Below are 20,640 nucleotides of genomic sequence, written 5' to 3'. Positions count from 1 at the left end.
GCGCATTGCTGAGAATCGCTGCGTGCGATCCGGCTCCGTTGATAGAACAAGACGTGCTCGTTCGAACGGACAAACGGGGGACATCATGACGCAGTGGGCGGGGCCCCATGAGGGCCTGTCGACCCTTGTCGATGAAGAGTCTGCTCGGTGCCTGGCCGCCTACAGAGAACAACCCATTCGGGTGGAGTCCGACGCCAACATCGAGACAACGATCTTTGAGGGCGGCTACGGACGCAAACAGATCTTCGAGCTTGTGCAGAACGCTGCTGACGCGTTGATTGGCAGCACTGGCCGGATTCATGTCGTCCTCACAGACGACGTGTTGTACGTCGCCAACGAAGGATCACCGCTTAGCCCTGAAGGTGTGCGGTCCTTGCTCGGCTCGCATCAATCAGGCAAGCGCGAGGGGCAGATAGGTCGTTTCGGCCTTGGCTTCAAGTCGGTCGTAGCGCTGAGTGATCGCCCGCAGTTGTTTAGTCGCTCCGGATCCTTCGGGTTCGATCGACATGAAGCTCGTGAGCGAATACGTGCAGTCGTCCCGGATGCGCCTCGGTTCCCCGTACTCCGCCTTGCATCGCCTCTCGATCCGGCCGCAGAGGCCCGACAGGACTCGATTCTTGCGGATCTGATGACGTGGGCGGTCACGATCGTTCGTATCCCGCTCGACCGCGAACACGCGGCGCTGCAAGACGACCTGGGCGAATTCCCATCAGAGTTCATGCTTTTTTCTCCGCAAGCTCACGAACTCATCCTCGAGGATCGCGTCAACGACAGCACCAGGCGCATAAAGGTGTCGCCGCGCGATAGTACTGGTGTACTTGAGCTGACTGTCGGTGAGGAACGCTCGGAGTGGGTCGTAGTTTCGCAGATGCACAAGCCATCGACACGCGCCCTCGAGGATGCGGGCGAGCTCGCGCGCCGCGATGTTGTCCAGGTGAGTTGGGCTGTACCTCGTTCGGGGCGTAGGCAGGACGGGCAGTTCTGGGCGTTCTTCCCAACGGATGACCGGAGCACCTTGGCAGGCATTGTGAACGCGCCTTGGAAGCTGTCAGAGGATCGCCGTCGACTATTGGCGGGCGCATTCAATCAGGAGCTTCTCACGGAGGTTCTGCCTGCGATGGTTTCATCCGCCTGGTCTCGTGTCGTCGACACCCGGGAGCCGCAGAGGGGGCTCGACCTGCTACCTGGGCGTGGACGCGAGAACCGGTCGTGGGCGGACAGCCAGCTCAACGAACCCATATTCGCGGGCCTGCGTCGGATCAAGTGCCTTCCTGACACGAACGGACAGCTTCGCCATCCCAGGGACTTGCACATTCATCCGGATCAACTGCCCGAGGAAATCATGCGGGAGTGGGCAGATGGTCCCGCACCCGTAGGAGTCTGGATCAATCCGAGATGCGTATCCAACGCGGAGCGCCGCTCTAAGGCGGAGCGCCTGATGGGCCCCGCATTGCCTGCCCAGCCTACGGTTGAGCGGTGGATCGAGGCGGTCCGCGGGCCTGGCGACGCATCGGGCTCCGCGCGCGCTCTCCAGATCATGATGGCGGTCATGCGCCTCGGCCCTCGTGGGGACGGGGACGCCCGCAACGCACGGGTTGTATTGCTCGAGGATGGGTCGTGGGCCAAGCCTGTTCGAGGAAGGATTTTCGTCCGGTCCTCGCCGGACGACGAAGGCTTCGCGTTCATTCATCCATCATTGGCGGCCCTGCCGGACGCTCGAGACGCACTCGCCGCACTCGGCGTCGAAGTGCTCGACCGGGCCGGAGAACTCCGTTCACTCCTGGCCAGCGCAACCGATTCGCGAAGCATCCATTGGCCACGAGCGTGGGAGCTTGCACGTCAATGCACGGTCGACGTCGCTGAGCGAGTCATACGCGACGAGCTGCCTGCACCCGTCGAGGCGCACGTGCGCGCGCGCACCCTGTCGGGGGAGTTCAAGCCTCTCGGTGAGGTGTTCTTCCCGGGCCCGGTCGTTTCGTCAAACCGGCGGGAGGACGCTTCATGTTGCATCGACACGCGTTTTCATGAGCGCGAACGAGCTCTTCTCAGCAGTTTGGGAGCGGTGGATCAGCCCCTTGTCCGACAGGACGCCCCGATGGAGCCTTGGCTGGCGGACTACCACCGAAGGCTCAAGGAGCACTTCATCTCCAAGTGTTCCCCTTCTAAGCCACAATCAGAGAAGCTGGTGGTGCTGGGTGAAGCAGCCCGGCCGTGGCCCTTGGAGTCGTTGGACCAGGTCACGGACGACGCCCGTGTTGCAATCACTACTCGGGTGCTGCAACTCGCGTCCAGTGATCCCGTTCGCGTTCAACATGCAACTCAGAATCAATACGGAAAGCGGACATACCGCAATCCTGCTATGCATCGCCTTCGCGATGAAGGGCGCCTGCAAACTGTGGCCTTCGGCCCCCTGCCTCCAGCGATGTGCGTCCGGTCGAACGATGCATTGCCCGAAACTCTCCTGCCCCTCGTTGATCTCTCGGAGTCAGTCGCGGACGAGCTCGGCGTCAAGACCGAGCTGGATCAGCTGGGGCCAGAGGTGTGGGCCTGGTTTAGTCGCGCGGTCCTGTCATGGTCACAGGAGCCGGAGCGAGCATTCGGATTCTACGCTTGGGCGGTCCACTTCGCGCCAGCACCGGATCGCGTTCTCGCGTTCATCGGAAACAGTGTTGGTACCCGACGCCCAGAGGAAGTGGCTGTCGTACGCACACGCGAGGCGATGCATTCACTTCGCGAACAACAGCTTCCGGTGTTGATGGTCACGGAGGAGGACGATTTTGCTGCACTCCAGTCGACATGGGGACTTGCGGACGGTACTCGACTTCTTGAGCAGGAGCTCGTGTTCAGCACGAGTGGTGACGTCGAATCTGTGGTCTTCCACTATCCCGCCATGAAGCTCTGGCTGCCTGCCGACCAGCAGGACGTCCGTTTTCAACTGTGCTCAGAGATCAACATTGTGTCGGCGACTCCGACCGGGCAGAGAACCCGCTCCGTGGAGAGTGTCCTGCACGAAGGAATGGTTCTCGTGTCGTCGAGTGAGCCAGTTGCCATCTTGTCGGGTGTCTCGTCAGCTCTTGGATTGGAGATGGGTCGCGACGACATCCGGTCCGTTCTCGATCAAGTTGAGGACGACGAGCGGCGCAAGCTCGTCGCAAAACTCAAGAGATCCCCAGACGACGCGGCAAGGCTTGCATTGCTGGTCAGCGAGGAGGTGTTACGACGTACTCTGCCAGCGGCAGCGCTTGAGGGTATCGAACGCGAGTCGGGACCGATTGAAGATCCTGTCGAACTGGCACGGCTAGTGCTGGCCGTTCAAGGAGTCTCAACCCTCACGCACTTTCGAGGGGTACTTGAAGAGTGCGGATTGAACCCCCCACAACAGTGGGCGGGCCTGCGATCTACTCGGGCGTGGGTGGCGGGGTTGGGCTTCTCCCCGGAATTGGCCGGCTTCGCTGGACAGTCCCGACCTTCCAGCTTCGTTGTGGAAGGACCGACCGAACTCGGAGAGCTTCACGACTACCAGAAGATTTGTGTCGACAATATCCGCGCTCTCGTGCAAGGCGGGAAGTCGCGCCGAGGCCTGGTGTCCCTGCCTACAGGCGCAGGAAAGACTCGCGTCGCCGTCCAGGCGCTCGTGGAGGAGATCAGAGATGGAAACCTCCGCGGACCGATCGTTTGGATCGCTCAGAGCGACGAACTGTGCGAACAGGCGGTTGAGACTTGGTCGTACATCTGGCGGTCAATTGGGCCGCGCGAGGGACTGGCAATCGGACGGCTTTGGGGCGGGAACGAGGTTTCGGAGGAGACCTCGTTCGTCCAACTCGTCGTTGCCACTCCGCAGAAGCTCAAGGAGAAGGACGACCAGCCTGCATACACGTGGTTGACCGAGACGGCGGTCGTGATCGTTGATGAGGCCCACACGTCCGTCTCGCCCATGTACACCCAAGTACTTCAGTGGTTGGGTCGGCGGGCGCGCACGAGGCGGGATGACAAGCCCCTGATCGGACTCACGGCCACGCCATTCAGGAACACCAACATCGAGGAGACACGTCGCCTCGTTCAGCGCTACGACGGCAACCGACTCGATGGGGAGGCCTTTGCGGACGACGAGCCTTACCCGGTGTTGCAGGCGATGGGTGTCCTGGCGAACGTCGAGCAACGTGTGCTCGACGGTGTCGAGGTGGAGCTTTCGGTCAGTGAGCAGACTGAAATGAAGCAGTTCGGCCGTGTACCCCGCAACGTGGAAGCCCGCCTAGGTGCGGATGTGGACCGCAACCGCAAAATCGTTGACGACGTGTGCTCGCTGCCAGAGGACTGGCCAGCCTTGGTCTTCGCAAGCTCGGTGGACAATGCGCGTGCTCTCGCTGCTCAGTTGGTCCATCGCGGCGTCCCCACGGCGTCGCTCGACGCCAGCACACCGCCTTCCGTCAGGCGTTGGTATGTCGAGCAGTTCAAAGCTGGCAAGATCCGGGTGCTAACAAACTACAACGTCTTGTCCCAGGGGTTCGATGCGCCCAAGGTGCGGGCCGTTTACGTCACACGGCCAACCTTCAGTGCGAACTTGTATCAGCAGATGATCGGCCGAGGGCTTCGCGGCCCACTCAACGGTGGCTCGGCCGAGGTCCTTATTGTCAATGTCAGGGACAACCTGGAGCAATACGGGCAAAAGCTCGCTTTTACAGAGTTTGAGTATCTGTGGACTGAGGAGCCATCGGAGTGACTACTCCACTCTGGCGCCGGCCGCGTTCACGACCTCACGGGGAAGTACACCTAGTCAGACAACAATGAACCGATCTGCTGGAGATCGTCGCCTCCCCGCCATGGAGCTGGCGCCAAGCGACCAGTGGATACGGGAGTGGTGATCTCCTCGCGGAGATCGGGCTGTAGGTAGTCCGATCCAAGTCAAGGTCTCCTGGATCGGCGCTGCACGCTCTCGTGCCTCTAAGGTGACCACCAATCAGACAGCGGGCTGTGAAGGGGGACTGGTGGGAACGCTCAACCGTGTCAGCGTCTGGTTGGGCGTCATCCTCATCCCGTTGTCGTTGTTGCTCGGCTACGTCGGGTACCGAAGCCTTGCCGACGCGTCGATGTCACGGACCGATGCCGCTTTCGGAGCGATCCAGCTGTTCTTCATGGAGACTCAGACTGATCTCGATGATCCACCGGTGGCGCTCAACATCGCTCCATTCACCGCGCCCCTGTCGCTCGCAGCGGCAACGCTCGCGGCCGTACTGGCGTTCGCGGGGCAGCAGATCCGGCGCGGCATCCTCCGGTGGCGAGGCAGGGACCACGTGGTCCTCGTCGGCCTCGGCGAGACAGGGACGGAGCTCTCACGTGCCCTACGGGAGCGAAATCGCAAGGTCGTCGTCCTCGAGGCGGACCCCGGACACCCGGCGCTCGCTGAGGTGCAGAGCCTCGGTGCGGTCGTCGTGACCGGAGACGCGCGGCAACCCGGTCTGTTGAGGCGGTGCCGGGTGGACACCGCGCACCAGGTAGTCGTCACCACGGGAAGCGACTCAACCAACGTCGAGGTGTGCGAGGCGCTGACGCATCAGGTCAGCGACGCCACCACGGTCCATGCGGCGATCGACGATGAAGCCCTATGGGCAGTGCTGGGACGGGTCCAGATCGAGGAGACGAGCGACACGGGCTCGTTCGACTTCTTCCACGCGGACGATCGCAAGGCACTTGCCTTCATCGACACCGTGGACCGGTCGCTCGACGCGGCGCCCTCAGCGGTGTACCTGTCCGGCGAGGGTGCTCTGGCGCAACGCGTACTCGTGCGGTGGTGTCAGCGACGACTCGCGGAAGGAGTGCGCGCGACGGTGCACATCAACGCGGCGACGTACTGCGCTGTGGTGGAGCCGATGCTCGTGACGCAACCGTGGCTCGAGACACTCGTCATCACCGACGCCACGGTGCCTACGACGTGCACCGTCGGTCTGGTGTGCCGAGAAGGCTCGGACGGACGAGCGCTGAGCGCAGCGCTTGAGATTGCGGGGGAACGGCACGTCAGCGACGTGTTCGTCTGCTCGACCCTCCCGAGCGGGCGCGCCGTCCTGGACCTGAAGGGAGTGTCGGACAAGATCCACCTTGTCCCGGCCGGATCCGCCTTCCGCGAGCCCGACTCGTTCTTCGGTCACTCGTGGATCGAGCTCATGGCCATGGCCCGGCACGAGGACTACTGCGCGACGGAGCGCCTGCGCGGCATCACAAGCGCCGACAACCCGTCCTTGGTGACCTGGGACCAGCTGCCCGAGAGCCTCAAGGACTCCAACCGCCGGTTCGCCGTTGCTGTTGGGTCCGTCCTTGGCGAGATCGGGGCTGGCCTGGTGCCTCTTGGCCGGCCGCTGGACGCCGATGCGATGCCCGTCGGTCGTGATCGGTTGGAGACGCTCGCGCAGCAGGAGCACGAGAGGTGGATGAACGACCTCGTACGTGACGGGTGGACCTACTCCTCCGGCCCGAAGGACCCGGGCCGCAAGACCCATCCGCTGCTGGTCAGCTGGGGCGAGCTCGACGAACCGGAGCGCGAGAAGGACCGGCACGCGATCCGCGCGATCCCACGGATGCTGGCTCGCGTGGGCTACGCCTTGGACGTGCCTTCCCGCTAGACGAAGACGGCGACGTCCCGCAGCCGCGTGGCGGTCGACTCGGGGAGCTCGACGTACGCCAGCAGCTCGTCCATGCTCACGAAGCGCCCGAGCTGACCTCGGACTTCGACAATCCTGGCGGCCTCCAGATCGGTCATTCCCGCGTGGCGCGACAGGGCGTGCGCGGGGATGCTGTTGAGGTCCAGGAGTCCGCCATCGTCGTAGTCGCGGGGAAGGTCGGGTCGGCCGACGTTCATCGACCTGGCCAGCGGGCGATCCTTGTCGACGAGCTGCCGGTAGCGCTCCCGGCTGTCGCGACGGGCGAGCACCGACTGCGTGCCGGCGAGGGCGACCTGCGGCTTCCTGAAGACAAGGACGGTGACGACGCCAGCAGCGAGCGACAGCAGAAGCAGGCTGGCGCCGAAGTCGGACGCGGCGCCGGTAGGCGTGCCATCGGCGTCCTCGGGCCCGGACCCCACGAGCAGGAACCCGACGAGGGCAGCAACCCCAAGGATGGCCGCGAGAACGCGCATGCGCATGCGGAACGGCTTGTCGTAGGGGCGACGATTCGCTGCCCAGAGCGGCGCGGAAAACGAGGCGAGACCCATGGTGAGCACGCACCACAAGATCATGGTGCGCGCCTTCCGCCCCTTCTCGACGGGTGCGGGTGGCGGTGCCTGATACGACCCAACGTGCCTGGACGGGGCGAATGGAGGCTCTTGGTAGGACGCACGCGCCGGCGGCGGCGGGGACGAAGGCTCGGGGTTGGACGTACGCGGAGGTGGGGAGTACGTCGGCGTCGAAGGGGTGGTCGTCGTGCCGCCGGCCAGCTCCCGCAACTGTTGGGTCAGGTACTGGATGTCAGTGGTCCACCTCTTGTCCGACAGCTCGAAGGCGTTCAGGCGCGCAAGCCGACGGATGCTCCGCGGCAACTCCTCCGCGGTCGGCATCGTGGCGCCTTCGACCAGCACCGGGATGACCCTCAGGTTCTCCGCCGAGAGCGCGGACTCAACCTCCAGTCGCACGAAGTCGTTGGACTCGTCGATCCGCCGCTTGTTCGTCCCGGGACGGGACGCGAGCCAGTCGTCCCCGATGAGAATCAGCGCGACGTGGCACTGCTCGATCTCTCCGCGGATGTGCTCCTCGAAGTCAGCGCCGATCGGGATCGAGTCGATGTCCATGAAGACGCGCGCCTCCGGCAGCCGGTTTCGCAGCCCGTCGTTCAGCCCGTTGGCCTGTGCCTGGCAGTCATCCCGCCGGTAGGAGATGAAGATTCGTTGCTCGGCTGTCGTGGTCATCAGTTCCCCGTCTGCGTGGTGCCTTTACTTGTGATCCATCGTTGTGGATGCACGGCATTCTCACCCAAGAACGCGGCATTACATCCCCAGATTCAACCGAAGTTGGCGGCGGGCGAACGGTAGTCCTCGCGCTCACGCGGCTCATCAGCTCGCGCCAGCCGTGAGGCGTGCCCAAATTCGGGGCAGCAGGCGGGCCGGCGGCAGCCGTACTCTCGATCAAGGTCTACACGAGGAAGTGGGGTGGACGGGCAACCGGAACTCAACCTGCACGTGCTCGGCGAGCTCACGGCCACCCGGGATGGCGCGGTCGTGGACCTCGGCGGGCGACGTCAGCGCGCCGTGCTGGCGGCGCTGGCGATGCAGCGCGACCAGGTCGTGACCGCGGACCACCTCGTCGAGTGCGTCTGGGGCGACCACCCGCCCGCCAATGCGAACGGCGCGCTGCAGGCGTACGTCAGCCATCTCCGCCGCGCGCTCGAGCCCGACGCCACCGCACGGCAGCGCGGGGGCGTCATCGCCCGCGCCGGCCCCGGCTACGTGCTACGGCTAGCACCGGACGCCGTCGACGCGTGGGCCTTCGAGGCCGCGGTCGAGGCGGCCGCGGGCCAGGCGCCCGGAGACGCGGTGTGCACGCTGGAGACGGCGCTGCGGACGTGGCGCGGGCCGGCGTACGCCGACTATGCCGAGGAGGCGTGGGCCGAGGCGGAGGTTGCCCGGCTCACCGAGCTGCGCGGGGTCGCCCGCGAGCGGCTGCTCGCCACGCGCCTCGATCTCGGGGAGGCACAGCTCGTCATCGGCGACCTCGAGGCGCTGGTCAAGGAGGACCCGCTGCGCGAGGAGCGCTGGCGGCTGCTCACCCTCGCGCTCTACCGGGCGCACCGCCAGGCGGCCGCGCTCGAGGCGCTGCGGCGGGCACGGACGGTGCTCGCCGACGAGCTCGGTGTCGACCCCGGCCCCGCCCTGCGCGCGCTCGAGGCGGAGGTGCTCGCGCAGTCGCCCAACCTCGACGGAGTGGCACAGAAGAGCACGAGCGTGACGATCCCACGCCCGCGCACCCCCGACGGCCTCGTCGACCGCGACCACGAGATGTCCCTGCTGCGGGAGAAGCTCGACGACCTCGCCGACGGGACGGCCGGCTGCGTGCTCATCGAGGGCCCCGCCGGCATCGGCAAGACGCGCCTGCTCGAGGAGCTCCGCCGGCTGGCGGTGGGGAAGGGAGTCTTCGTCCGCTCGGCACGGTGCAGCGCGCTCGAGCAGGACTTCGAGTGGGGAGTGGCTCGGCAGCTGTTCGGCGCCGGCGTGGACGACGTACTAGCAAAAGAGGAGCGGTTCGCCGTGCTCCGCGCGCTCTGCGAGCTGACGACCCAGCTCGCCGAGGAGGCGCCGTTCGTGCTGTGCGTCGACGACGTCCAGCGGTGCGACGAGGCGTCGCTGCAGTTCCTCGCCTACCTGGTCCGGCGTCTGGAAGGGCTTCCCGTGCTCATCGTCCTGGCGATGCGGACCGGCGAGCAGCAGACCGCCGACGACCTCGCCGAGCTGGTCGCGGACGAGACGGTGACCGTCGTACGCCCCGCGCCGCTCACAGAGGAGGGCACTGCCGCGCTGGTGACGGACCGGCTCGGGCGGGGCGCGGACGCGTTCGTCGCGACCTGCCACCGGATGACCTCGGGCAACCCGCTGCTGCTGCGGCAGCTGCTGCGCGCCCTCGCCGACCAGGGCGTCCCGCCGGACGCGGCCCACGTCGACACCGTCCGGGCGGTGGGCTCGCGCGCGGTCACGTCGCTCGTGACCCTCCGCCTGCGCCGGATGCCCAGGGAGGTCACCACGGTCGCCCGCGCCGTCGCGATGCTCGGGCCCATGGCCGACCTCGGGAATGTCGCCGACCTCGCGCGCCTCGGCGAGGAAGAGGTCGCGAGCGCCCTGGACCTGCTCGCCCGCAGCGAGATCCTCCGCGACGGGCACCCGCTGGACTTCGTGAACCCGCTGGTCCGCGACGCCATCCACGCCGACGTACCCACAGGCGAGCGTGCCCTGCTCGTGGAGCGGCTGAACCGCCGGCTCAAGTCATCCTCAAGTTCCGCCGACCATGCTTGAGCACCGAGATCGTGAGGTGGTGACGGTGCAGCAGGCCGAGGGTCTACGCCCACTGGCAGGCGGTGCTGTCCACCTGCCCGGCGACCCCCTCTACGACGAGGCGCGGATGCCGTGGAACCTCCAGGTCGACGAGCACCCGGCCGCGGTCGCCTACCCGGCCGATCCCCACGAGGTCGCGCGGATCGTCCGCGCCGCCACGGAGGCCGGCCTCCGGGTGGCGCCGCAGGGCACGGGCCACGGCGCCCCGCCGCTCGCGGGCCGGCTCGGCGACGCCGTACTCCTGCGCACGTCGGCGATGACCGGGCTGCGCGTCGACGCCGCCACCCGTACGGCACGCGCGGAGGCCGGCGTGCTGTGGGGCGACGTCGTCGCCCGCGCCGGCCGTGTCGGGCTGGCCGGGCAGCACATGTCCAGCCCCGGCGTCGGCGTCGTCGGCTCGTCGCTCGGCGGCGGCGTGAGCTGGTACTCCCGCCAGCACGGCCTGCAGTGCAGCGCCATCACAGCCGTCGAGCTGGTGCTCGCCGACGGCCGGTTCGTGCGCGCCACCGAGGACCAGGACCCCGACCTGCTGTGGGCCGCCCGCGGCGGCAGCGGCGGCTTCGGGGTGGTCACCGCGCTGGAGTTCGACCTGCTGCCGATCCGGACCGCGTACGCCGGCATGCTCGCGTGGGACTGGCGGCACGCCCAGCGCGTGCTCACCGCGTGGGGCGAGTGGACCGCGGACGCGCCGGAGTCGGTGACGAGCGTCGCGCGGATCTTCCAGGTGCCCGACATCGAGTGGCTGCCGGACCAGCTCCGCGGCCGCAAGATGGTGATGATCGACGCCGTCGCGCTCGGCGACCCCGAGACGGGCGCCCGCTCGATCGCGCCGCTGCGCGCGCTGAAGCCCGAGATCGACACGTTCACGGAGATGCTCGCCCCCGACATCGCCCACCTGCAGCTCGACCCGCAGGAGCCCACCGCCGTCTACGCCAACAGTGTCCTCGTCGAGGGCTTCCCGGCCGGCGCGGTCGACGCGCTCGTCGAGGCCGCCGGCCCGGAGTCCGGCAGCAACCTGCTCTTCGTGGAGCTGCGCCAGCTCGGGGGAGCGCTCGCGCGGCCCTCGCCCCGCGGCGGTGCGCTCGACCACCTGCCCGCCGCCTTCCTGGTGCTCGGCGTCGGGCTCGACGTGGGCACCGGGTGGGACGCCGTCCGCGCGGACGCCCTGCGGATCCTCGACTCGCTCGCCCCCTGGTCGTCGCGGGCGTCGTACCTCTCGATGGCCTACGAGGCTGCCGCGCGGCGTGGGTTCGCGGCGGAGGCGTACGAGCGGCTGGTGCGGATTCGTGAGTCTGTCGACCCGAATCGCGTGTTTGTCGCACCCCGCGCGTCTGTTGACGATTGAATCAACGGCGCGATTCAAGTCGGCCTCAAGTCGATCTCAACCGTCCGGGTGCACCTTCGTGACGTCAACGACGACATCACACGGAGGAAGCAATGACCATCGCACAGACCAGCACCGCAGCCGTACCGTTCGCGGAGCTGGACGCACTCACGATCGGGACCGTCGCGGTGCCCGGCGACAAGGCGTACGACGCCCTCGTCTCGCCGTGGAACGTGGCCGTCCCGGTCCGGCCGGCCGCCGTCCTGGCCGCCTTCGACGCCTGGGACGTCGTCGAGGCCGTGCAGTTCGCCGGCCGCAACGGCATCCGCGTCACCCCGCAGGCCACCGGCCACGGCCCCATGGCTGCGCTCACCACCGACCTCCTCGTCACCACCAAGGACCTCGACGAGGTCGTCATCCACCCCGAGGAGGGCTGGGCTCGCGCCGGAGCCGGCGTGAAGTGGCTCAAGGTCGTGGAGGCCGCCGCGCCGTACGGCCTGGCGCCCCTCTCGGGCTCGATCACCGACGTCGGGATCGTCGGCTACACCACCGGCGGCGGGCTCGGGCCGATGGCCCGCACCCACGGCCTCGCGATCGACAAGGTGCGCGCCATCGAGGTCGTGACCGGGGACGGCGTGATGCGGAGGGTCACGCCGACCGAGCACCCGGAGCTGTTCTTCGCCCTGCGGGGCGGCAAGGGGATGCTCGGCATCGTCACGGCGATCGAGTTCGACCTCGTCGACCAGCCGAGCTTCTACGGCGGCTCGATGTGGTTCGACGGCGCGGACGCGCCCGCGGTCATCGAGGCCTGGCGCGCGTGGTCGTCGGAGCTGCCCGAGGAGGGCACCACGTCGTTCGCGCTGTTCCAGCTGCCCGACATGGAGGGCGTGCCGCCGATGCTGGCCGGTCGCCTGACGCTGTCGATCCGCTACGTGTGGACCGGCTCGGCCGAGGACGGCGAGCGCTGGTTCGCCCCGATGCGGGCCGCTGCCCCGGTGATCCTGGACGACGTGTCCGACAAGCCCTACACGGCGATCGACTCGGTCCACACCGACCCGCTCGACCCGACCCCGGCGTTCGAGGCGGCCGAGGTGCTCGGCGAGTTCCCCGCCGAGGCGGCGTCCGCGTTGCTGGAGCTGACGGGACCGGGCGTCCCGTCGCCGCAGATCCTGGTCGAGGTGCGCCAGCTCGGCGGCGCGTACGCCCGGCCGGGCGAGCACCCGGCTGCCTTCGCCTCGCGCGACGCGGCGTACTCGCTGCTCGTCGTCGGCATCGCGGAGATCCCGGGCGTGCAGGACCATGCCGCAGCGGTCCTCGACGCGATGGCGCCGTGGGTCGGCGGGCACCGGTTGCCGAACTTCACGTTCACCCCGGAGGAGTACGTCGACGCGTACGACGACGTGACCCTCGCGCGGCTGCGCCGGGCGCGCCGGACGTACGACCCGGACGGCGTGCTGATGATCGGCGGCGTGCTGGCGTGAGCCCCGCGACGACCCGTGGCTCCTTGATTGGTGGGGCCACGGGTCGTTTGGCGTCAGTCCCGCTCCCAGGGCGCCTCGTCACCCATCTTCGAGTAGTACTTCGCGAGGTGGCTCTTGACGCGCTCGACGTCCTTCGACGGCAGGTTCACACCGCCACGGCCGCCCACCATGACGTTGCCGGCGGCCATCACGCCATGGGGGACCGCGCGCAGCCGACCGTCGATGACGTCGGCGATCAGCAGCTTGTAGGCGGTGAAGTTGTCCTTCTTGTCCGCGTCGTACCAGACATGGGCGTCGCGGTACTTCTCGTTCGGTTCGTCCTCGGCGCCGGCCCACTCGCGTACGCGCTTCTCGGCGGCGTCGCCGTCCCAGTCGTGGTCGCGGTCGGCGAGGGGCAGGTCCTGGAAGCTCGTCACAGCCATGCCTTCACGGTTCCCCTGTCCTGCACGGTGGGGCACCCCCGAAGAGGGGTCCTCTGCACCAGCATGATGGGCGGTTGATAGAACATGCTTGCGAATAGTGGTGGTATCGGGCTAGAATCAAGCTACGTTCCACCAGATCAGGGCCACCAGGACGAGTCACCAGTGCGCCAAACCCTGGCTCGTGGGGCGAGTTGCGAGGGTCATGTAATTGCCTCCCCAGCTGGGGGCCTCCAGGAGCGACGACCGTTGACCAGCCGCGCGCGTGCGCGGCGGACCTGTCGTCGTTGCCGTGAGGAGGCCGATCGTGAGTCACCCGATCCTCGTCGCTGCCTTCGGCGTCCGTTCGACGCTGAAGGCCGTCGCGGACGCCAACCCGACGTTCATGGCGACCGGGGAGAAGGCTGCGGCCTTGCGGGAGCTCGTAGCGGCGGAGGCCCAGGTCGCCGAGCTGCGGCTGAGGATCCTCGCGGACGCCGGCGACCTAGCCGCGGAGACTGCGGCGAAGGACGCAGCGGGGTGGCTGGCGCAGCAGACCCGCACGCGGTACGCCGACGCTCGCGCCGACCTGCGCCTCGCGGGAGCGCTCGACCGTGACCGGCCGCTGCTCGCGGCTGCCATGCGCGACGGCGCCACGACCGTGGCCCAGGCCCACGTCATCGATCGCGCCCTCAACGCGCTTCCCGCCCTCGTCGATGCCGGGACGGTGGACCGTGCCGAGGCCTACCTGGTCGAGGCTGCGGCCGAGTTCGGGCCCAAGGAGCTGGGGCGGATCGGGCGCCACATCCTCGACGTCGTCGCCCCGGAGCTCGCCGAGGCGGCTGAAGGCGCCCGGCTGGCGGAGCTGGAGGCCGCTGCGCGGGACGTCACCCGGCTGACCATGCGCCGGCTCGGTGACGGCAGCACCCGCCTCTCCGCGCGGATCCCCGATGCCGCCGCGACGCGGCTCGCGACCTACCTCGAGTCGTTCGCCAACCCTCGTCGCATCGCTGTCGGCGGCGAGGACGCGGATCGACCATGCAGCGGCGACACGGCGGCGGCGCACGACCCCGTGGCCCGGCTGGCCTACCCACGCATGATGGGTGAGGCGTTCGTCGCGTTCCTCGAGACCGCTGACGCCAACCGCCTGCCGATCCACGGCGGCAACGCCACCACGGTGGTCGTCACCATCCCGCTCGATGCGCTCCAGTCCGAGCTGGCGAGCGCCGGTCTCCTCGGCGCCGGGTTGGTCCCCGGTGACGACCTCACCGGCGATCGGATCACCGCCGCCCAGGCCCGCAGGCTCGCGTGCACCGCGCAGATCATCCCCGCTGTCCTCGGCGGCCGCAGCGTGCCGCTCGACCTCGGCCGGGCGCGTCGGCTGTTCTCACCCGCCCAGCGCCTGGCGATGGGTGTGCGCGACACGACGTGTCGTGCGGAGGGTTGCGACGTCCCCGCCACCTGGTGCGAGGCCCACCACCTGCACCCGTGGGAGCACGGCGGGCGAACGGACCTCGACGATGGCGTACTGCTCTGCAGTCACCACCACCATCGAGTACACGATGCGGCCTACCGCACCGATCGCCTCACCAGTGGTGACATCCGCTTCCACCGACGCAGATAGGCGTTCTCGACCTAACGGACACGAGTCACGCGCCCAGCGCGTCGAGGCCGTAGTAGACGGCGAAGGCCGGCCAGACGATGCCCTCCAGGATGGCGAGGAGGTGCTGCCAGACGCCGTCCGCCTGCATCCAGAAGTAGACCCAGGCTCCGAAGATGCCGAGCCCGTAGATGGCGTTGCCCGCGTGGCCCGAGGCCGTGCTGGTGCGGTCGCTCACGGTGGTGCTCCCTTCGCCAATCACGCTAGGCCGGGGGAGACCGGCACGGGCAGGGTCCTTCGACCCGAACGGGTCACTAACCTGACGCCATGGCGTCGCCCGGCACGAAGCTGCGCGTCCCGCTGTCGCGCCGACAGCTCGTGGACCGCAGCCGCCTCACGGAGCGGCTGCCCACCGGGCGCGGCCAGATGCCGCGGCTGGTGCTGGTCGCCGCGCCGGCCGGGTCCGGGAAGACGACGCTGCTGACCCAGTGGCTGGCGGCCGGTGACGTCCGGACCGCGTGGCTGTCGCTCGACGCCGCGGATGCCGACCTGCGAAGACTCCTCACCCACCTCGTCGCGGCCGTCCGGGTGTGCGCGCCCGAGGTCGGCTCCGAGGCGGTGGCGCTGCTCGAGGGGGAGCGGACGGTGCGCGCGGAGGACGTGCTGGCCGGCCTGGTCGACGAGCTCGACTCGCTGCCGGGGCCGACGGTCATCGCGCTCGATGACTACCACGTCATCGACGGCACCGAGGTCCACGAGGCGGTCGCCTTCCTGCTCGACAACCTGCCACCGCAGGTCACGGTGGCGATGACCACTCGGTCCGACCCGCCACTGCCGCTGTCGCGGCTCCGGGCCCGCGGGGAGCTGCTCGAGGTCCGGGCCGACGACCTCCGGTTCACCACCTCGGAGGCGACGGCGTTCCTCAACGACGTCATGGGGCTGGGCCTGGAGGCGCGGCACGTCGTCGCCCTCGAGCAGCGGACCGAGGGCTGGGCCACGGGCCTGCAGCTCGCCGCGCTGTCCGCGGCCAGCACTGCCGACCGCGACGGGTTCGTCGAGGCGTTCGCCGGCAGCCACCGGTTCGTCCTCGACTACCTCGTCGACGAGGTGCTCGCCGGCCAGCCCGCAGACGTCCGGTCGTTCCTGCTCGACACCTCGATCCTCGACGACTTGTCCGGGCCGCTGTGCGACGCGGTCACCAGCCGGTCTGACGGCCAGCAGGTCCTGGAGGCGCTCGAGCGGGCGAACCTCTTCGTGGTCCCGCTCGACGACGAACGACAGTGGTGGCGCTACCACCACCTCTTCGCCGAGGCGCTTCGCGCGCGGCTCGCGGCCGACGGCGCCGACCGCGTCGGGCGCCTGCACCAGCGCGCCGCGGACTGGTACGCCGAGCACGACCGGCTGCCGTACGGCGTCCGGCACGCCCTCGCCGGCGGCGACGTCGACCAGGCCGCCGACCTGGTGGAGCTCGCCGTTCCCGGGATGCGCCAGCGACGCGAGGACCGGACGATGCGCGAGTGGCTGCGCGCACTGCCGGAGGACGTCGTACGACGTCGGCCGCTGCTGGCGATGCACCTCGCGTGGGCGCGGCTCTCCGAGGGCGACCTCGACGGGCTCGACCGGTGGCTCGACGCGGCCGAAGCGGCGCTCGGGTCGCAGCCGGCGCGCTCGCCGTCGACAGGTCCGACGGCTGCGAGGGAGGCCCGTGACCAGGACCTCGCGACCCTGCCGGCGATGGTCGAGGTCTACCGGGCCACCGTCGCCCAGGCCCGCGGTGACGTCGCCGGGACGACCGCCCACGCAAGCCGAGCCCTCGACCTCGTCGGGCCCGACGACCACTTCGTGCGCGGGGCGTCGTCGGGCTTCCTCGGGCTGGCCGCCTGGGCGGCCGGGGACCTGGCGGCGGCTGCCGCCACGTTCGGCGAGGCGGCGCGCCACATCCGGGCCGCGGGCAACGTCGCGGACGGGCTCGGGATGACAGTCGTGCTGGCCGAGATCGCCCGCGGGCGTGGCCGTCCGGACGAGGCGCGGCGCCTGGTCGAGGGCGCGCTCGTGACTGCGGAGTCGACCCCGGCGCCGCTGTCGACGACCGGTGACCTGCACGTGGCGCTCGCCGAGGTGCTCGTGGAGCAGGGCGTGCTCGCCGAGGCCGAGGCGCACCTGGACGCGGCTGCGGACCTGGGCGAGCGGGGGTCGCTGATCGAGAACCGGCACCGCGTCGACGTGGCGCGGGCTGCGCTGCTCCGGGCGCGCGGCGACCTCGACGGCGCGGTCGCGGCACTCGGCGAGGCGCAGGCGCTCTTCCTGCCGGGGTACTTCCCCGACGTACGTCCCATCCCGGCGCTGCGGGCGCGGATCCGCGTCGCCCAGGGCCGGCTCGACGACGCCCGCGCGTGGGCGACCGAGCAGAGCGTCGACCTCGGGGACGGGACCCACCTCAGCGAGGTCCACCGGCTCACGCTCGCCCGGCTGCTCGTGGCGGACGGCGACCGACTCGACGACGTCGTCGCCGCGACCGAGCGGATCGCGACGGAGGCCGGGGCAGCAGGCCGAGAAGGAAGTGTCGTCGACGCTCACGTCGTACGCGCCCTCGCCCACCACGCGAGGGGAGACCGGGACGCGGCGCTCACAGCGCTGCGGGAGGCGCTTGAGCTCGGAGTGCCCCATGGGTACCGCCGCCTCTACCTCGACGAAGGTGCTGCGATGGTCGAGCTGCTGCAGGCGCACGCGGGCGAGCTCGCGACGACGGTGCTGGCGGCGGCCGTGCCGGACGAGCCTGCGCCCCGCCCGGCTCAGACCGACGGGCTGAGCATGCGCGAGGTCGAGGTCCTGCGGCTGCTCGCAACCGAGCTGACCGGACCGGAGATCGCGCAGCGGCTCTACGTCTCCCTCAACACCCTGCGCACCCACACCCGCCACATCTTCGCCAAGCTCGACGTCAACACGCGGCGCGCCGCCGTACGACGTGCGACGGAGCGCGGGCTGCTCTGACGCGGATCACCACGTCGATCACATGACGATGCGATGTGGGGTCACCCCGTCGCTTCCTAACGTCCTGGACATCGCCGGACACTCCGCCCGGCACCTGTCCAGGAGCCCACCATGAACGTCACCAGCACCGGCCTCGCCAAGGCAGCCGGGGCCGCCGCCGCGGTCGCCGGCAGCATCTTCATCGCCGTCCAGGTCAACCACCCCTCCGAGGCGGCCTTCGACACCGAGACCACCGAGTGGGTCGTGCGCTGCTGCGCCAAGGCCGTGATGTGCGTCCTCGCGCTCGTGGGCATCGCCGGCATGTACCTGCGGCAGCACCGACAGGCGGGCCTGCTGGGACTGGTCGGCTACGTCCTGTTCACCATCGGCTACCTGACGCTCCTCAGCGTCGAGGTCGTCGCCGCCGCAGTCCTCCCGACCCTGCTCGACAGCAACCCGGGCTACGTCATGGACGTCGTCAACGCCGCCGCGGGTGGCACGCCGGTCGGTGACATCGGAGGCATGCAGGTCGTCCTCAACGTCGCCGGCGCCGGCTACCTTCTCGGCGGCCTGGTCTTCGGCATCGCCCTCCTCCGCGCCGGCGTCCTGCCCCGCTGGGCGGCGGCGCTGCTCGCCCTCAGCACGGTCGGCACCGCGGCGCTCGCCTTCCTGCCTCACGCCTTCAACCGCCCCTTCGCAATCCCTGAGGCCATCGCGCTGATCGGCCTGGGCGTCGCCCTCTGGCGCAACCCGAGCGACAGCGCCGGGTCCACCGCGACCCGGCCCGCCGCCGCGGTCGCCGAGCCCGCAGTCCGATGAGCCGCCGCACCGGCTGGGCGCTCCCGGTCGCCCTGCTCGCGCTCTGCTTCGTGCCCGTGATGTCGGGAAGCCTCCGGCTGGCGCAGCTGGCCGGAGGCCCGGAGATCATGCCGCCCGACGACCGCTGGGCCGGGTGGCCCGTGGCCCTGGTCGTGCACATCGTGGGATCGGCCGTCTTCGCCGTGATCGGCGCGTTCCAGCTCGTCCCCGGCGTCCGGCGCCGACACCCGCGCTGGCACCGACGGGCCGGCCGGGTCGTCGCCGTGGCCGGCCTGATGGTCGCCGGCTCGGCGCTGTGGCTCACGCTCTTCCACGACCCGCAGCCCGGCACCGGTCCGCTGCTCTACGTCCTGCGTCTCGTCGTCGCACCGGCGATGGTCGGCTGCCTCGTCGTGGGCGTGGCCGCCGCCCGCCGCCGCGACTTCGCGACCCACCGCGCCTGGATGATCCGGGCCTACGCGCTCGCCGTCGCCGCCGGGACCCAGGTCTTTACGCAGGGCTTCGGCGAGGCTCTCGTCGGGCACGGCGAGCTGCACGGCGACCTGCTCAAGGCGGCCGGCTGGGTGATCAACATGGCCGTCGCCGAGTGGGTGGTCCGGCGCCCCGTCCGGCGTCGTACGCACCGCCCGATGCCCGTCGAGGTCGGGTCGCGATGACCGGCCCGACGACGTACGAGATCCAGGTCGCGGGGCACCTCGACGACCACTGGTCCGACCGGTTCGGCGGCCTGGCGGTCACCCGCAACGCGGACGGCACCACCACCCTGGCCGGCGCGCTGGCCGACCAGTCCCAGCTGTACGGCGTGCTCTCGGGGCTGCGCGACATCGGCGCCGCGTTGCTCTCGGTCGAGGGCGACGGGCACCCCCACCGAGAAGGAGAAGTCCATGTCCGTGATGACTGAGGCGGTGCCCGCCGCCACCCAGCTGTCCCCGTTCCGTGTGCAGGTGATGCGCGGCGGCTACCTCGTGATCGGCGTCGGCCTCGTGCTGGTGAAGTGGCCGCTGGTGCCGGACGCACACACGATGCCGCTCTACGAAGGCGTCACGCTCTGCCTGCTCACCGCCCTGTCGCTCCTGGCGTTCGTCGGCGCTTGGCGCCCGGTCCCCCTGCTGCCGTTGCTGGTCTTCGAGGTGCTGTGGAAGGTGCTGTGGCTCTCGGTCGTCGCCCTGCCGCGGGCTCTCGCGGGGGAGCTGGACGGCGCGTTCGTCGACGTCGCCGTCAACTGCTCGCTCCTCGTCGTCATCGCGGCGGCGGTGCCGTGGCGTCACGCGTGGCGGAGGCTCTCCCGCAACTGACCGTTTGGCCCTTGCCGACCCCGGCACCCGGGCGCATCGTGGAGTTGAGCACGACGGAGGGAGAGCAGCGATGCACGCGCAGGTCGGTGACCGGCTGGTGACCGAGAGCAACAAGGTCGACTCACCCAGGCGTGAGGGCGACATCGTCGAGGTCCGTGGCGCGGACGGCGCACCGCCGTACGTCGTCAAGTGGGCCGACGGCCACGAAGGACTCGTCTACCCCGGGGACGACGCCCACGTGGTGCGGGCCGGGTTCTGACGAGCGGGAGCCGGATCAGTCCAGCGAGCTGAGGTCCGGGGGCACGTCGACGGCGAGCGTCCGCAGCACCTCGAGGGGTACGACGTCGAGCGCGCGCTCCGACGTGGCCGCGAGCACGACCGGCGCGGCCACCCCGGCGTCGTACGCCTGCAGCCAGCGCACGGCGACCACGCACCAGCGGTCGCCCGGGACGAGGCCGGGGAAGTGCCACTCCGGGCGAGGGGTGGCGAGGTCGTTGCCGACCGACGCCTGGTGGGCGAGGAACTCCTCGGTCATCACGGCGCAGATCGCGTGCAGGCCGACGTCCTGCGGGCCGACCGTGCACGTTCCGTCGCGGTGGAAGCCGGTCAGCGGGTCGGTGCCGCAAGGCTCGAGGTCGCCGCCGAGGACGTTGCGCTCCGTCATGGGTCGATCATCGCTGGTCTGGTTTCGTGACGGGACTTCGTCCCTCCTCAACCAGCGCACACGCC

16 protein-coding genes are annotated in these 20,640 nt (G+C 69.4%); 12 read left to right on the top strand and 4 right to left on the bottom strand.

The features are described from left to right. Positions 1–85 precede the first annotated feature (85 nt). Positions 86–4,720, top strand: a complete 4,635-nt coding sequence (locus AC3A3L_RS13250) for a DEAD/DEAH box helicase (RefSeq protein ID WP_487640499.1) — start codon at positions 86–88, stop codon at positions 4,718–4,720. Positions 4,721–4,985: 265 nt separating this feature from the next. Then, positions 4,986–6,614, top strand: a complete 1,629-nt coding sequence (locus AC3A3L_RS13245; RefSeq protein ID WP_487640498.1) for an NAD-binding protein — start codon at positions 4,986–4,988, stop codon at positions 6,612–6,614. Here the strand turns inward: AC3A3L_RS13245 and AC3A3L_RS13240 are convergent. Then, the gene (locus AC3A3L_RS13240; RefSeq protein WP_487640497.1) at positions 6,611–7,891 is read right to left on the bottom strand and encodes a TIR domain-containing protein; all 1,281 of its coding nucleotides are present in this window, start codon (positions 7,889–7,891) and stop codon (positions 6,611–6,613) included. The genes AC3A3L_RS13245 and AC3A3L_RS13240 overlap by 4 nt on opposite strands. A 240-nt stretch (positions 7,892–8,131) precedes the next feature. On the opposite strand from AC3A3L_RS13240, the gene AC3A3L_RS13235 reads away from it, so the two are divergent. From AC3A3L_RS13235 to AC3A3L_RS13225, 3 genes are all read left to right on the top strand, one after another. After that, entirely contained in the window at positions 8,132–9,985 is a 1,854-nt protein-coding gene (locus AC3A3L_RS13235; RefSeq protein ID WP_487640496.1) for an ATP-binding protein, read from the top strand. A 19-nt stretch (positions 9,986–10,004) separates the two neighbouring features. After that, entirely contained in the window at positions 10,005–11,369 is a 1,365-nt protein-coding gene (locus AC3A3L_RS13230; RefSeq protein ID WP_487640495.1) for an FAD-binding oxidoreductase, read from the top strand. A gap of 92 nt (positions 11,370–11,461) precedes the next feature. Further along, the gene (locus AC3A3L_RS13225; RefSeq protein WP_487640494.1) at positions 11,462–12,829 is read left to right on the top strand and encodes an FAD-binding oxidoreductase; all 1,368 of its coding nucleotides are present in this window, start codon (positions 11,462–11,464) and stop codon (positions 12,827–12,829) included. Positions 12,830–12,882: 53 nt separating this feature from the next. On the opposite strand, the gene AC3A3L_RS13220 is transcribed toward AC3A3L_RS13225, so the two are convergent. Then, complete coding sequence (locus AC3A3L_RS13220) at positions 12,883–13,251, bottom strand: hypothetical protein (RefSeq protein WP_487640493.1); 369 nt, start codon at positions 13,249–13,251, stop codon at positions 12,883–12,885. 304 nt (positions 13,252–13,555) lie between these two features. Between AC3A3L_RS13220 and AC3A3L_RS13215 the strand changes: the two genes are divergently transcribed. Beyond that, positions 13,556–14,851: an HNH endonuclease signature motif containing protein gene (locus AC3A3L_RS13215; RefSeq protein WP_487640492.1), complete on the top strand. Its 1,296-nt coding sequence runs from the start codon at positions 13,556–13,558 to the stop codon at positions 14,849–14,851. Between the two features lie 25 nt (positions 14,852–14,876). On the opposite strand, the gene AC3A3L_RS13210 is transcribed toward AC3A3L_RS13215, so the two are convergent. After that, the gene (locus AC3A3L_RS13210; protein ID WP_487640491.1) at positions 14,877–15,065 is read right to left on the bottom strand and encodes a hypothetical protein; all 189 of its coding nucleotides are present in this window, start codon (positions 15,063–15,065) and stop codon (positions 14,877–14,879) included. Positions 15,066–15,154: 89 nt separating this feature from the next. Here AC3A3L_RS13210 and AC3A3L_RS13205 point away from each other — a divergent pair, with 89 nt between their 5' ends. From AC3A3L_RS13205 to AC3A3L_RS13180, 6 genes are all read left to right on the top strand, one after another. After that, a complete protein-coding gene (locus AC3A3L_RS13205; RefSeq protein WP_487640490.1) occupies positions 15,155–17,818 on the top strand; it encodes a winged helix-turn-helix domain-containing protein in 2,664 nt (887 codons plus the stop codon). 111 nt (positions 17,819–17,929) lie between these two features. Beyond that, a complete protein-coding gene (locus AC3A3L_RS13200) occupies positions 17,930–18,616 on the top strand; it encodes a hypothetical protein (protein WP_487640489.1) in 687 nt (228 codons plus the stop codon). Continuing rightward, complete coding sequence (locus AC3A3L_RS13195; RefSeq protein ID WP_487640488.1) at positions 18,613–19,272, top strand: DUF2306 domain-containing protein; 660 nt, start codon at positions 18,613–18,615, stop codon at positions 19,270–19,272. The genes AC3A3L_RS13200 and AC3A3L_RS13195 overlap by 4 nt, the downstream gene beginning before the upstream one ends. Further along, a complete protein-coding gene (locus AC3A3L_RS13190; RefSeq protein ID WP_487640487.1) occupies positions 19,269–19,517 on the top strand; it encodes a hypothetical protein in 249 nt (82 codons plus the stop codon). Before AC3A3L_RS13195 ends, AC3A3L_RS13190 begins: the two co-directional genes overlap by 4 nt. Next, the gene (locus AC3A3L_RS13185) at positions 19,501–19,911 is read left to right on the top strand and encodes a hypothetical protein (protein ID WP_487640486.1); all 411 of its coding nucleotides are present in this window, start codon (positions 19,501–19,503) and stop codon (positions 19,909–19,911) included. Before AC3A3L_RS13190 ends, AC3A3L_RS13185 begins: the two co-directional genes overlap by 17 nt. 70 nt (positions 19,912–19,981) lie before the next feature. Next, positions 19,982–20,170 (top strand): DUF1918 domain-containing protein, encoded by a 189-nt coding sequence (locus tag AC3A3L_RS13180; protein WP_487640485.1) that lies wholly within the window; start codon positions 19,982–19,984, stop codon positions 20,168–20,170. 15 nt (positions 20,171–20,185) lie between these two features. Here the strand turns inward: AC3A3L_RS13180 and AC3A3L_RS13175 are convergent, their stop codons facing one another. Then, positions 20,186–20,575: a DUF2237 family protein gene (locus AC3A3L_RS13175; protein ID WP_487640484.1), complete on the bottom strand. Its 390-nt coding sequence runs from the start codon at positions 20,573–20,575 to the stop codon at positions 20,186–20,188. Positions 20,576–20,640 lie beyond the last annotated feature (65 nt).

Source organism: Nocardioides sp. Soil_C_8 (genome assembly GCF_057656315.1).
The sequence above is the reverse complement of the archived record's forward strand: the minus strand, read 5'-3'. Positions and strand labels throughout refer to the sequence as shown.